Annotated in this window: 13 protein-coding genes; 7 read left to right on the top strand and 6 right to left on the bottom strand. The window is 57.6% G+C overall.

Annotation, left to right across the window (positions count from 1 at the left end; all coding sequences use genetic code 11):
- Positions 1-92 precede the first annotated feature (92 nt).
- On the top strand, positions 93-1142 hold the full coding sequence (queG, locus tag Y017_RS03280) for a tRNA epoxyqueuosine(34) reductase QueG (RefSeq protein ID WP_011589485.1): 1050 nt from the start codon (positions 93-95) through the stop codon (positions 1140-1142).
- 67 nt (positions 1143-1209) lie between these two features.
- Here the strand turns inward: queG and orn are convergent, their stop codons facing one another.
- Positions 1210-1755, bottom strand: a complete 546-nt coding sequence (orn, locus tag Y017_RS03285) for an oligoribonuclease (protein WP_035458894.1) — start codon at positions 1753-1755, stop codon at positions 1210-1212.
- Between the two features lie 109 nt (positions 1756-1864).
- Here orn and rsgA point away from each other — a divergent pair, with 109 nt between their 5' ends.
- From rsgA to Y017_RS03310, 5 genes are all read left to right on the top strand, one after another.
- On the top strand, positions 1865-2923 hold the full coding sequence (rsgA, locus tag Y017_RS03290) for a small ribosomal subunit biogenesis GTPase RsgA (RefSeq protein ID WP_035458896.1): 1059 nt from the start codon (positions 1865-1867) through the stop codon (positions 2921-2923).
- Positions 2924-3048: 125 nt separating this feature from the next.
- Positions 3049-3864: a sulfurtransferase gene (locus tag Y017_RS03295; protein WP_011589488.1), complete on the top strand. Its 816-nt coding sequence runs from the start codon at positions 3049-3051 to the stop codon at positions 3862-3864.
- A 70-nt stretch (positions 3865-3934) separates the two neighbouring features.
- Positions 3935-4810, top strand: a complete 876-nt coding sequence (gene asd, locus Y017_RS03300; RefSeq protein ID WP_011589489.1) for an archaetidylserine decarboxylase — start codon at positions 3935-3937, stop codon at positions 4808-4810.
- Positions 4811-4955: 145 nt separating this feature from the next.
- Positions 4956-6101, top strand: coding sequence for an alpha/beta fold hydrolase (locus Y017_RS03305; protein ID WP_035458898.1), 1146 nt, complete (start codon positions 4956-4958; stop codon positions 6099-6101).
- A 234-nt stretch (positions 6102-6335) separates the two neighbouring features.
- Positions 6336-7379 carry a glycosyltransferase family 9 protein gene (locus Y017_RS03310; RefSeq protein WP_035458900.1) on the top strand — a complete coding sequence of 348 codons (1044 nt, stop codon included), beginning with the start codon at positions 6336-6338 and terminating at the stop codon, positions 7377-7379.
- Between the two features lie 129 nt (positions 7380-7508).
- Here Y017_RS03310 and bioD read toward each other — a convergent pair whose 3' ends face one another.
- The 5 genes from bioD to bioB form a co-directional block, all read right to left on the bottom strand.
- Complete coding sequence (bioD, locus tag Y017_RS03315; protein ID WP_011589492.1) at positions 7509-8153, bottom strand: dethiobiotin synthase; 645 nt, start codon at positions 8151-8153, stop codon at positions 7509-7511.
- Between the two features lie 179 nt (positions 8154-8332).
- Positions 8333-9124 carry a malonyl-ACP O-methyltransferase BioC gene (gene bioC / locus Y017_RS03320; RefSeq protein ID WP_231483366.1) on the bottom strand — a complete coding sequence of 264 codons (792 nt, stop codon included), beginning with the start codon at positions 9122-9124 and terminating at the stop codon, positions 8333-8335.
- A gap of 7 nt (positions 9125-9131) precedes the next feature.
- A complete protein-coding gene (gene bioH, locus Y017_RS03325; RefSeq protein WP_035458904.1) occupies positions 9132-9944 on the bottom strand; it encodes a pimeloyl-ACP methyl ester esterase BioH in 813 nt (270 codons plus the stop codon).
- 59 nt (positions 9945-10003) lie between these two features.
- Positions 10004-11164 (bottom strand): 8-amino-7-oxononanoate synthase, encoded by a 1161-nt coding sequence (gene bioF, locus Y017_RS03330; RefSeq protein WP_035458906.1) that lies wholly within the window; start codon positions 11162-11164, stop codon positions 10004-10006.
- A 9-nt stretch (positions 11165-11173) separates the two neighbouring features.
- The gene (gene bioB / locus Y017_RS03335; RefSeq protein ID WP_011589496.1) at positions 11174-12325 is read right to left on the bottom strand and encodes a biotin synthase BioB; all 1152 of its coding nucleotides are present in this window, start codon (positions 12323-12325) and stop codon (positions 11174-11176) included.
- 45 nt (positions 12326-12370) lie between these two features.
- Between bioB and Y017_RS03340 the strand changes: the two genes are divergently transcribed.
- Entirely contained in the window at positions 12371-13114 is a 744-nt protein-coding gene (locus Y017_RS03340; RefSeq protein ID WP_035458908.1) for a ComF family protein, read from the top strand.
- Positions 13115-13289: the final 175 nt, after the last annotated feature.

The raw sequence follows: 13289 nt of genomic DNA on the forward strand, positions 1-13289 counted from the left end.
CTTCGCGTTATTAAGGGCGCCTCGGTATTCCCGGAGCGCTGCAACACAGTTCCCGCCATTATACGCACGAGAGCCGGCTGCCCCGAAACGTCATGGACCTGAATCAACTGAAAGAGCAAATCCAGCAATGGGGCCGCGAACTCGGCTTTCAGCAGATCGGTATTGCCGATACGGATTTGCATGCCGAAGAAGTACAGCTCAAAGCCTGGCTGGCGAAGGGCTACCAGGGGCAAATGAACTGGATGTCAGCCCACGGCAATAAACGCTTTCGGCCAGGGGAGCTGGAGCCGGGCACACTGAGGGTGATTTCTGCGCGCATGGATTACCTGCCCCCGGGCACCCAACCGGTGAAATTGCTACAGCAGAAAGACAAGGCCTATGTGTCCCGCTATGCCCTGGGCCGCGATTACCACAAGCTGATTCGCAAGCGACTGGCGATTCTAGCCGGACGCATTCGCGAAGCCGTTGCGGACAGCGAACTGGCCAGAGCCTTTGTGGACAGCGCGCCAGTAATGGAAAAACCGCTGGCGGCGAAAGCAGGGCTGGGCTGGCAGGGCAAGCATACTCTGGTGCTGAATCGGGAAGCGGGTAGCTGGTTCTTTCTAGGAGAAATCTACACCGACATTGCCTTGCCGGTAGACAGCCCGGGGGAAGACCATTGCGGCAAATGCAAAGCCTGCATCACTGTGTGCCCCACTGACGCCATTGTGGCCCCCTATGAGCTGGATGCTCGGCGCTGCATTTCCTACCTGACCATCGAGCATGAAGGCAGCATCCCTGAGGACCTGCGCAAAGGCATAGGCAACCGCATTTTCGGGTGTGACGATTGCCAACTCATGTGCCCCTGGAACCGCTTTGCCCAGCATACGGAAGAAAGTGACTTCCAACCCCGCCACGGGCTGGGAGACAGTGATCTGGTCGCACTGTTTTCATGGAGCGAAGAGGCATTTCTGGAGCGCACGGCAGGTTCGGCGATCCGCCGCGCAGGGTATCTGAAGTGGCTTCGCAATATTGCCGTGGCGCTGGGCAATGCGCCCACGACAGAGGGAATCGTACAGGCGCTGAAGGACAAACTGGATTACCCGGATGAAACGGTGCGCGAGCATGTGCGGTGGGCGCTGGAGCAGCACCAAGCAAGCTAGGATTTACCACAGAGATCACAAAGGAAAGCAATGGGTTCACTCTGTGGTCGCGATGCAGCGACGCCGATCAAGCGTCAATAAAGTGCTCGCGGTAATACACCAGTTCGGCGATGGACTCGCGAATATCATCCAGCGCCAGGTGTTTGTTCTCTTTACTGAAGCCCGGCAGGATGTCCGGCTTCCAGCGACGCGCCAATTCTTTCAGGGTGGACACATCCAAGTTGCGATAATGGAAGAAGGCTTCCAGTTTCGGCATATAGTTGGCCAGAAAACGGCGATCCTGACAGATACTATTGCCGCACATGGGCGACATACCCGCTTCCGCATACTGTTCCAGAAACGCAATAGTCTGAGACTCCGCGGCCGCATCATTCACCGTGCTGGCCTTCACTCTTGCCACCAGCCCGGAGTTGTTATGGTGGGTGGTATTCCACTCGTCCATGCCATCCAGTAGCGCATCGCTCTGATGCACCGCCAACACCGGCCCTTCTGCCAACACGTTTAGCTCGGCATCAGTAACAATGGTGGCGATTTCGATGATGCGATCATTTTCCGGGCTCAGGCCGGTCATTTCCAGATCGATCCAAATCAGATTATTGCGCTTGTCGGTCATGGGCTCGGCATCTCTTTGCTACGCAGGGTGAAGGTCTGTTGATGCTTCATGGTAGCATGGCGCTATTCACATAACAGATCTCACACCCGAACACAGGACCGCAAAACCCGTGGCCAAACGCAAACTCAATCGTCGCCAGCGCTGGCGCATCGAAAAGATCCAGGCGGAAAAACGCGACCGCGCCAACCGCCGTACCGACCAGCAGGAGATTCTGGTAGCGGACGATCTAGGCGATGAGCAACACGGGGTCATCACCGCCCACTTCGGCCAACAAGTGGAAGTGGAAAGTGCTGACGGCCCTGGCGCCGAAAATAGAACAACACGCCGCTGTCATTTCCGCGCCACCCTGGAGCAGCTGGTGGTGGGTGACAAAGTGATCTGGCAACCGCCAAAAAGCGAGGGTCTGGGTGTTGTGGTGGCCATTGAGCCCCGCGACACCGTGCTCAAGCGCCCGGACATGTACGGCAACCTGAAACCGGTGGCCGCCAACGTGGAACAAATGCTGGTGGTGTTCGCCCCACTGCCCACCCCCTCCAGCTCGCTGCTGGACCGTTATCTGGTGGCGGCGGAATTGTCCGGCATTGCCGCCACGCTAGTGCTCAATAAAGCCGATCTGATCGACGACACCCTACGCCCCTTTGTTGATGAACTGTCTGACATGTATCGCCACCTCGGCTACCCGGTTTTGGAAGTGTGCGCCCACCAACGTGAAGGTCTCACACCACTGCACGAAGCGTTGGCTGGCAAGACCAGCGTCTTTGTCGGGCAATCCGGGGTTGGCAAGTCCTCACTTATTAATGGCGTACTGCCAGAAGCTGACTTGCAGGTGGGTGAACTCTCCAGCAACTCCGGCCTTGGCCAGCACACAACGGTTACCGCCCGGCTAGTCCACCTGCCCACCGGTGGCCAGCTGATTGACTCCCCCGGGATTCGAGAATTTGGTCTCTGGCACATTGGTGAAGACGACTTGCTACACGGCTACCGGGAACTGTCCGAACTGGCAGGCTACTGTAAATTCCGTAATTGCTCACATCGCAACGAACCGGGTTGCGCCCTGATCCTCGCGGCGCAGAACGGGGATATCGACGAAGAACGGCTGGCCAACTTCTACCAGATTTCTGACACCTTGGACGAGGATGGCCGCGAGCGGTACTCAACCGACAGTTGATCGCGGCCCACTCAGCCCCCACGGTATAAGAAAGACCCCGGATAATGGATAATGAAGGCATTGCCGATACGAAGGCACACGCCTTCGTCAATAATCATCAACTGCTCACTGCCAACTGATCGCCTATGCTGCCACTGCTGCTCGAACCCACCGAACTCGCCAACCGTCTTGACGACGGCAACCTGCTCATTCTCGATTTGAGCAAACAACCCGTTTACGTTCAGGCCCATGTTCCCGGCGCTATTCATCTGGATTTCAAGCGATTGCAGAGCGGCGCCCAGCCGGCACCGGGGATGATCCCTTCCGATGATGCGCTGAGCGATCTTTTTTCTGAGCTGGGCCTGACCTCGGACACCCATGTGATCGCCTATGACGATGAAGGTGGCGGTTGGGCTGGGCGCCTACTGTGGACCCTGGATGCCATCGGCCACAAGCACTACAGCTACCTGAACGGCGGCATCCACGCCTGGCTAGCGGACGGCCACGCCACCAGTAGCGAAGCCCACGAGCCCAGCCCCAGCGATTACCAGGTGGGCGCCCATGATCCGCTCACCGAAGTGGATCTGAACTACCTGCTTGCTCACTATCAGGATGAGGATGTGGTGATCTGGGATTCCCGCTCCCTGGACGAATTCGACGGCGTGCGCGCCTTCGCTAAAAAAGCCGGGCACATTCCCGGAGCTCGCCACCACGAATGGACCGAGCCCATGGACAAGCAGAACAACCTGCGCTTGCGCCCACTGGACGACATCCGTGCTGAACTGGCGGCTCTGGGCATCAGCGGCGACAAGGAAGTGATCACCCATTGCCAAACCCACCATCGATCCAGCTTTTCTTGGCTGGTGGGCAAATTGCTAGGCTTTGAACGCATGCGTGGCTACGCCGGCTCCTGGGCAGAATGGGGCAACCACCCGGACACCCCTGCAGAAAAAAGTGCCTAAACCCATCGTTGACGGCGGAGCCCCCTAGCGGCAATTTCCGCCTTCTGAAAAATGCTAAAGGACGTCACTCTTGAGCTTACGCGACAAACTGTTCGTTACCCTTCAATACCTTATTCCCCAACATGCTTTGTCTCGACTGGTGGGGATATTGGCCCGCAGCGAAGTACCGTGGATCAAGACCACCTTCATCAACATGTTCATGAAACGGTTCGGTATTGATCTATCGGAAGCGCAAATTGAAGACGCGGACCAATTCCCCACCTTCAATGCCTTTTTCACCCGAGCCCTGAAGGCTGATGCCCGCCCCCTAGAGGCAAGCGAGAGCAACGATATCGCCAGCCCTGCGGACGGTGCCGTGAGCCAACTGGGTGCTATTCGCGCCAATCAAGTCTTCCAAGCCAAAGGTCACGACTACTCGTTGTATGACTTGCTCGGCGGCGACAGTGCGCTAGCCAGTGAATTTACCAACGGCCAGTTCGCCACCGTCTATCTCTCTCCCCGTGACTACCACCGGGTGCATATGCCTTTTACTGGCACCCTACGTGAAACTCGCTATGTACCCGGCGACCTGTTTTCGGTGAACGAAGCCACCGCCAACGGCGTACCCAACCTGTTTGCTCGTAACGAACGACTGGTATGTATCTTCGATACCGAACAGGGCCCCATGGCGGTGATTCTGGTCGGCGCCATGATCGTGGCCGGCATCGAGACGGTCTTCAGCGGTCAGGTCACACCGCTACCCAAACAAGTGGTCACCACCGACTACCTGCGTAGCAAACCCATCGCGCTGGAAAAAGGGGAAGAGCTAGGCCGTTTCCTGCTGGGCTCCACCGTGGTCATGCTGTTCCCGGAAGGCAAAGCCAAATTTGCACCAAACCTGAAACCCGGCAGCCAAGTACGAGTGCGCGGCAAACTTGGCGCTTATACCAACGAAAACAAACACTGATCGCCCCACCCCCTTGTCCGCCGCAATAGCGTTCATTGCGGCGGGCGAGTATCCCCCCTGACGCTTCCCCCGGTCCGCACGGCAACTGCCCTCCCGTGGATCTACCCTACAATAACCGGCCGTTGATCTTTTGCCGGTGCAATTCATGCTCACAAACACCCTACAGCAGGCCGTTTACAAACGAACTCGCCCCTGGCGGCAACGCCTAGACAATGGCCGGGCTCGGCTGTTTGACGCTCAACAACTGAGCCAGGCAGAACAAACGCCCTACCAGACCCTGTTTGACGACGGTCTGGTCAAATTGCGTTACTACCCGCCACTGAAAGAAAGCGCCATTCCTCTGGCGGACGGCACCGTCATTCCCGTCAGCCAAGCGCCTCAGCGCACCCCGCTAGTATTGGTGGCACCGCTCGCCGTAAACATGCTGATCTATGACCTGTTTCCCCAGCGCAGCTTGGTACGTTACCTACGTGCTCGAGGTTTTGAGTTGTATATGGTCGACTGGGGCCGCCCAGGCAAGCATCACAACCACCTACATTTAAGCAGCTACTTTGCCGATTATCTGCCCAAGCTATTGGTGCATGTTCGCCAACACAGTGGCGAACAAAAGCTGAGCCTACACGGCTGGAGCTTCGGCGGACTCTTCAGCCTATGCTACGCAGCCCTAGGCAAAGACCCTGATATCAGCAACCTAGTGCTGGTGGGGGCTCCCACGGATTATCACCGCAACGGCTCGCTGGGCAGCCAGTACCGAGCACTAAGCCGCCGGGCAAAGTGGATCCGCAGCCGCACCGGCCTACGCATCCATAATGTCCCCTCCAACTTGCTGCGCTCACCGGGCTGGGTGAACAGCCTCGCGTTCAAATTCACCAATCCAATAGGTAGCCTGCAAGGTTACTGGAGCCTGATTAAGAACCTGCACGACCGAGAATTCGTCGCCTCCCATGCCACCAACGGGGCCTTTCTCGATGACATGGTGGCTTATCCTGGCGGTGTGATTCAGGACATCGTCCACTACCTATGGACAGACAACGTAGTCGCCCATGGCCAGCTCCCCATGGAAGGAACCGACGGCCACCTGGACCGGGTCACTGCCAATGTGCTGAACATCACCGGCGCCAACGATCCCATCGTGACGCCAGAATGCAGCCAAGCCATGAAGCCCCTGATTCGCAGCAAGGACAAAACTTTTTTGACCATTGATGGCGGGCACATGGGCATCCTCGGCAGCGCCGCCGCCCAAAAACAAAGCTGGGGTCGAATCGCGGACTGGTTGATCGAGCGAGATTAACAGCAGCGACGAGCAGCTAGTAGCGAGGACAACGCGGGTTAGTAACGGCACCACACGGTGACCGCCCTGCCCGCGAGATCCTGTTGAAAGCGCAAAACAACAAGCCGAAAAAGTAAACACGGGGCCTATTCCACTTTGCCCTATCCAATCGATCGCAGCTCGTCGCCTGTCATTTAACCGTCATCCCCGCCGCCTAGCCTAAACACCGTTTCCGCTGATAACAGTATTTGTTTCATGCCTCGCCTGCTGATTTTATTTCCGTGTAGTCATCTAGGTAATCTTCTGATTGCGTTACCCCATTTGCGTGCCATGCTCTGTGCTCACACAGACGCTTTGCTGGTGGTAGATGAGCGCTATCAGGCGCTGGTGGCACAAAGTCTGCCGGGAGAACAGCGGTTGCTTTTTTATCCGGAACAAGCGCTCTCACGCTCACAGTCTTTGTGGAAACGGATTCGTCGCTACCTTGCGTTTGTGCGGGCCTTGCGACGCTTTAAGGCCGACATCAGTGTGGACATCGAAGGTGAACAAAAATCCGCCACCTTAAGCCGTCTCTGTGGGGCAGCAACGCGGATCGGCCCACCGCGCCGTCATGGCCGCTGGTTTTATAGCTTGTCGCTGGAGCCGGATTGGCAAGGACACCGTTGGCACAGCTACGCCAGCTTGAGCCAACCTGCTGCGCCGTCAGCCCGCTACCTACCGCTTGCGGACTGTCCCGGCAGTGACGCGGCTGTGCGCAACCTGCTATCCGGCCAGGCAGAAAACACATGTTTAGTGGTCCATGTCGGCGCCACAAAAACCTACAAAATGTGGCACCCGGAGCAGTTCGCTTCACTCTGCCAGCGCGCACGCCGCGCCGGTCTTACACCGGTCCTGATCGGTGCAGGGCACAAAGACCGCATGCAAATCGCCAGGGTACAATCCTTTCTCTGCGAACCGGTGCTGGATCTGTGCGATCAACTCACTCTGTCGGAGTTGATTTCGCTGCTTCAGCACAGCCAGGGCTATGTGGGCAATGACAGCGGTCCAATGCACCTGGCTGCCGCCTGCGGCATTCCTGTAGTCGCCCTATTCGGCCCCACGGATGAACACATTTGGCACCCATTATCTGACCAGGCTCGAGTATTACGCTGGCAGCCTTGCGCCGCTAAATGTCAGCGCAGCAATTGCGTTCGAGATAGCTACCCCTGCCTGCAGCGCATTACAGTGGATCAGGTAATGGATACCCTGTCGGAGCTAGGTGTCATTCCTCGCCCCCAGGCTCAGCGGATAAGTAGGTAAGGCGCGATTACTGCCATCACAATCGGCCAATGATGGGCCTTGGGTCGTTGCACTGTTGTGCCCCCCTGTACCCCCCGTTAAAGGTGACAATGGCGCGAAAGAGCAATGGAAATGCGCTGATTTTGCCGATCAAACCAGCGCGAAGGCACCGGGTAAATGCTGGCGTAGAGTAAGCAGGTTTTCTTCCTGCACCGCCATTTCTCCAAAGCAGTTCGCCATGGTGCCGGCGTAGCGTAAACCATCCTTTTCGATCGCATCGGCGGTCAGCAAGGCATGATTGATACAACCCAGCTTCATGCCAACAACCTGAATCACTGGCACATCCAGCTCTTTGGCCAACCCGGACAACATTTCTCGACTGTTCAGCGGCACTCGCCACCCGCCCGCACCCTCAATCAAAATCAAGTCCGCCGGGTAGGCGCTCAAGGCGCCCCGCACATAACCCACCAGCCGGGAAAGACTGATATCTTTGCCCTCTTGCTGGGCTGCGATATGCGGTGCGACCGGCGCCTTAAAGGCCACAGGATTTACTATCTCGTAAGGCAGCGTCACCGAGCTGGCCGCCATCAGCTGCAAGGCATCTTCATTACGCCAACCGTCCGACGTTTCCTCACACCCGGCCGCCACCGGCTTGAGTCCGTAACAACTTAAACCGGCTTCCCGCGCTCGCTCCAGCAAGCGGCAGCTCACCCAGGTCTTACCGACTTCGGTATCTGTGCCGGTGACGAAAAAAACACCCTTGAGAGCGGGCAGTGGGGGCTTCTGGTTTTCCATGGTTAACCTCTGGAAGACGGAGCGGTTTGTTTGCTGACAAGCAACAAGCGTAAAGGTGCAACGTGGGAAAGATGTCGCACGGCACCAATACTTGCGGCCCGCGTGTCACGATTCTGGCGCGGAGAAAATTGGAAAAAACAACGGAGGCTGGCGCGCGTTGAAACCTGGGGCTTATTCGCTCAACTCTTTTCCGCTTCCAGGAACAGCACGTTCCAGGTCAGCGGCAAGCCTTGCTGCGTTCGCCGGGCCTCATATTCTTTCACCATGGCCTGCCAGGCATTTTTACCGGTAAGGCCTGAGGCACCGCTTACATGATCCGCGCCGGTGGCTTTCAAGCGACGGGCGATGGCTTTCACCGAATCATAGTATTCCATCATCACCTGCTGCTGAAGCTGCGCATCCGCAAAACCCGCCTGAAAAGCCGCACTGCGCCAATCCGCCAACGACGGCAACGCATTGACATGGGGGCGGTGATTCACTCGCTGCCAGCTCGATTGCAACTCGGCCAGAGACCCTGCCAACGGCACCGCCAGCAGCAAACGTCCGCCCGGAGCCAACACCCGGTTGATCTCTGCCATAACCACTTGCGGATCACACCATTGCAGGGCAAAACAACTGAACACCAGACCCTGAGAGTTTGTCGACAGGGGCAGGTTTTCGGCGTCAGCACACAGGGGTTGGTAGGTCTCATCCAGCCGTCCGCGCTCTGCCGCTTCGGCCAGCATGGCCGAAGACAAATCAACCGCCTGCCACTGCACATCCGGCAACGCCTGTTGCTGAGCGCGAGCAAAAGGCGCCGTGGCACACCCCAAATCCAGCGCATGATTTATCGGTAACGCTTCTGGCAGGCGCTGCACCAATGATCGCCCCACCGCCAACTGCAGCACGGCGTGTTCATCATAACTACGCGCAGCTCGACCAAAGTGCTGGCTCACTACCGCCTTTCCTGAGCGCTCCACGGGAGTATCCACGGGCGCCTCAGCGGACCAACTGATAGTCGCGATAAAAGTCATACACGGCCTGGGTAAAGGTGTCCGGGGTCGACAGGAAGGGTACATGGGCCACCTGCTCAATCAAGGCCGTGCGGCCATTACCAATCAACGGCTCCACCGCGGCCATGACTGCCGCCGGCACGATATGATCATGTTCACCGAACACCATCAGCACCGGCATGGACAACGCAGTTAATGACTCACGCAAGTCGCTGTCGCGCAGGATGTTCAACCCGCCGCGCAGGGCTCTCGGCGCTGGCAAACCACAGAAATACAAAATCTGTTTGAGACGCGCAGTATCCTCACGCATGGCCGCACTGCCCTTGCAATTGAGCGCCAGAAAACGGACCAGCGTGCCTTCATTGTCTTCATTAAACATCTCGGCGAACTTGGCCAGAATCTCCGGCTTCATGGCGGGAGCCCAATCGTCTGCGGCGGTAAATCGCGGGGAAGTGGCCACCGTCACCACCGATTGCACCCGCTCCGGCGCCTTCTCAGCCAGGGCCAATGCCACCAACCCACCCAACGACCAGCCCAGCAAATGGGCCTTCTGCGGCATAATCGCCAGCACCTGTTCGGCCAGAAAATCCAGGCTGTAATCATCATTAGGCAAGGGGCTCTGTCCCATGCCGGGTAAATCCACCACGGTGACGCGAAAGTGCGCTAGCAAGGCCGGCACAATATCATCAAAGACAATGGCATGTAGGCCCCAGCCATGAATCAGAACAATGTCCTGGGCTTGGGCATCATCAACACCGGTGGCCCGATAAGTGTTATGAAAAGGGATCAACCTGGGCATTCATCTTCCTTTTTTTGCCACAGAAGAAACGACGATCTCGGTGGTAAAAAGTCTGTAATTTAAACGTCTTGGGGTTGGCATTGCGCCAGCGCCGCCAGCAACGCATCCACATCCTCAACCTCATGGGCCGCAGATAACGTCACTCGCAAGCGCGCTTCGCCTTCCGGCACCGTGGGCGGGCGGATCGCGGTAATGAGAAACCCTTTTTCGCGAAGTGCCTCACTGAGCGCCGTGGCATCCACATCACTGCCAATCAGCAAAGGCTGGATAGGCGTTTGCGATGGCATCAGGGTGTAGCCCAACGCACGGGCACCCTGGCGGAAACGGGCGATCAACTCTGCTAACGTATCCCGACGCCAATTCTCCTCTCGGGATTTTCTCAGGCTAACCAGGGTGGCGCTGGCCACGGCGGCAGGCATGGCCGTGGTATAGATAAAAGTGCGGGCGAACTGGATCAATGTTTCGATTAATTCATCGCTACCGGCCACAAAGGCACCCGCCGTACCCAATCCTTTACCTAGGGTTCCCATCAGCACCGGCACCCGTTCGTTGACGCCCTGAGTGAAGACACTGCCACGGCCCTGAGCGTCCAGCACGCCGATGCCGTGGGCATCATCCACCATCAACCAGGCATCATGGCCTTCGCAGGCCTCGGCATAGTCCACCAGTGGCGCCTCGTCGCCATCCATACTGAACACCCCGTCGACCACCACCAATTTCCGGCGCGCCTCACTGCGGGCCAATTGGCTAGCCAGCGCCTGCCCATCATTATGGGGAAACCGTCGAAAACGGGCACCACTGAGTAAACCGCCATCCAGCAGCGAGGCATGATTAAGACGGTCTTGGAACACCGCATCCCCCTTGCTCAGCAAGGCGGTCATAACGCCCAGGTTGGCCATGTAACCGGTGGAGAACAACAAGGCACGCTGACGACCGGTATGGGCCGCCAGCGCTTCCTCCAGCTGTTGGTGGGGACGTTGATGACCACACACTAAATGCGAGGCGCCACTGCCCACCCCCCAATCCGCAGCGCCTTGTTGAAAGGCCGCCACCACAGCCGGGTCATTGGCCAAACCAAGATAATCATTGCTGCAGAAATTCAGATACTGGCGCCCACCCAGCAACGCATGGCGGCCACTGGGGCCATCCATGATACGCGCTTGCCGGTAACGGTGCTGGCGGCGGCGTGCCGCCAGATCGGTGGCCAGATCAAAGCCCACGGGCAGACCTCAGTGTTCGGTAGCGGTGGGGCGCCCGGTGTCCTTGTCGAGCACGTGCTTGGCCGTGCGTTTGCTGTCCATGGCATTGTAGAAGAGCCCAGCCTCCTCGGCTTGTTGCTCAGAAACCTGAGCCTGGATGGCTTCTTCATGGGCCTCGTCCGACGCCTCGTGACGGGGGTCCAATGGATGGATACCCAAGCGCTTGAACAAGCGCTGATCGTGGTTGGCTTCCGGGTTATCGGTAGTCAGCAAGCGTTCGCCATAAAAAATGGAATTGGCACCGGCCATAAAGCACAGGGCCTGGGCTTCATCGTTCATTTCCTGACGGCCGGCGGACAACCGCACATAGGATTGCGGCATCAAAATTCGCGCCACGGCTACAGTGCGCACGAATTCAAACGGGTCCAGATCATCCACATCCGCCAGCGGCGTACCTTCAATTTTAACCAACATATTGATCGGCACCGATTCCGGATGGTGCGGCAGATTCGCCAGCTGCTGCAACAAACCCACCCGGTCATTGCGCTCTTCGCCCATGCCTACGATGCCACCGCAACACACTTTCATGCCCGCATCACGCACATTGGCTAAGGTCGAAAGGCGATCGTTATAAGTCCGGGTGGTGATCACCTGCCCGTAGTATTCCGGGGAGGTATCCAGATTGTGGTTGTAGTAATCCAGGCCCGCCTCTGCGAGAGCTCCCGCCTGCCCTTCATTGAGCATACCCAGGGTCATGCAGGTTTCCATGCCCAGGTCTTTAACCTGACGGATCATATCCAGCACGTAGGGCATATCCTTGTCACGGGGGCTACGCCAAGCGGCGCCCATGCAGAAACGGGACGCCCCGTTTTGCCGAGCGGCACGGGCCTCTTCCACTACTCTGGAAACTTCCAACAATTTTTCTTTTTCCAGCTCGGTGTTGTAGTGCCCAGACTGGGAGCAGTATTTGCAGTCTTCCGGGCAAGCACCGGTCTTAATCGACAACAGGGTGCTCACCTGCACGGCATTAGGATCGAAATGGGCCCGGTGCAAAGCGGCTGCCTGGAACAACAAGTCGTTGAATGGCAGAGCAAACAGAGCGTCGATCTCACTACGTTTCCAGTCATGGCGTACAGCCATATCCGTGGATCGCGATTGGGGGGAACTGGCGATAGCCGGCATGCTTCATTCTCCTCGATTAACCTCAGCAGGCTAAGGAGCCCTGTAATGCCTGTCAACCTGAAAGCCGCAACAAAAGTTTACTGCAGTACATTTTTTAATCACATCAACCCATCGCCCTGCCCGCTATGCGGCAAATCTGAAAGCGGGGCATTGTGTACCGACTGCCTTCGCCTGCTCGCACGGGTCACCGGGCCGGTCTGTCGTTGCGGGCTCCCTCATGGCGATACACCCCTCCCTTCTCCAGACTCCCTCCCCCCTCTGTGTGGCCGCTGCATTCGCCAACCACCCGCCTTTTCCGCCAGCCAATCTCCACTGCAATACGGCTTTCCGCTGGATGCGCTGATCACCCGTTACAAACATAAGGGGGACCTGACCGTGGAACGGGCCATCCTGCCGCTGCTGGCGGAAACGCCACTGCCATGGCCGGATACCGATGCCCTGTGTCCGCTCCCTGTTCACTGGCGACGACGCTGGCGCCGAGGCTTCGATCAGGGAGCACGACTCGCCAATCTGATGGGCGACTGCTGGCAACGCCCGGTGCTGCCCGCACTAGTGCGCCAACGCCATACACCCAGCCAGCAAGGGCTGACCCGCCACCAACGACAACGCAATTTACGACAGGCTTTCCGCTGTCAGCACTCAGTCACCGGGTTGCGTCTGATTCTGGTGGACGATGTGATGACCACGGGCAGTTCCGCTAGGGCAGCAGCACAATGCCTGCTCGACCAGGGCGCCAAGGATGTACGGGTATGGACTCTGGCCCGCACACTGCCACCATCATTAGCCTAACAGCCGCTGCTGGAGCAGCCCCTAAGATCAATAATCACTCTTATGCATAATAACGACCTATTTACAGCAGGATTCACAATAGCAAGAATAATAATTGCCCAGGCTTTACTACGCGTTGGTTGCGCCTAAGCTCAAGCAAGCAAAGCTAAGCTGTAGTAATTCAGACTTGATCTGA

It is taken from the genome of Alcanivorax sp. 97CO-5 (genome assembly GCF_000524665.1).
Classification (GTDB): domain Bacteria; phylum Pseudomonadota; class Gammaproteobacteria; order Pseudomonadales; family Alcanivoracaceae; genus Alcanivorax; species Alcanivorax borkumensis.

Coding starts and splice junctions, on each gene's coding strand:
- bioH (WP_035458904.1), bottom strand. CDS start 9,944: ATGCCCAGGTTGATCCCTTTTCATAACACTTATCGGGCCACCGGTGTT.
- bioD (WP_011589492.1), bottom strand. CDS start 8,153: ATGGAAAACCAGAAGCCCCCACTGCCCGCTCTCAAGGGTGTTTTTTTC.
- orn (WP_035458894.1), bottom strand. CDS start 1,755: ATGACCGACAAGCGCAATAATCTGATTTGGATCGATCTGGAAATGACC.
- Y017_RS03340 (WP_035458908.1), top strand. CDS start 12,371: ATGCCTGTCAACCTGAAAGCCGCAACAAAAGTTTACTGCAGTACATTT.
- Y017_RS03305 (WP_035458898.1), top strand. CDS start 4,956: ATGCTCACAAACACCCTACAGCAGGCCGTTTACAAACGAACTCGCCCC.
- bioB (WP_011589496.1), bottom strand. CDS start 12,325: ATGCCGGCTATCGCCAGTTCCCCCCAATCGCGATCCACGGATATGGCT.
- queG (WP_011589485.1), top strand. CDS start 93: ATGGACCTGAATCAACTGAAAGAGCAAATCCAGCAATGGGGCCGCGAA.
- Y017_RS03310 (WP_035458900.1), top strand. CDS start 6,336: ATGCCTCGCCTGCTGATTTTATTTCCGTGTAGTCATCTAGGTAATCTT.
- Y017_RS03295 (WP_011589488.1), top strand. CDS start 3,049: ATGCTGCCACTGCTGCTCGAACCCACCGAACTCGCCAACCGTCTTGAC.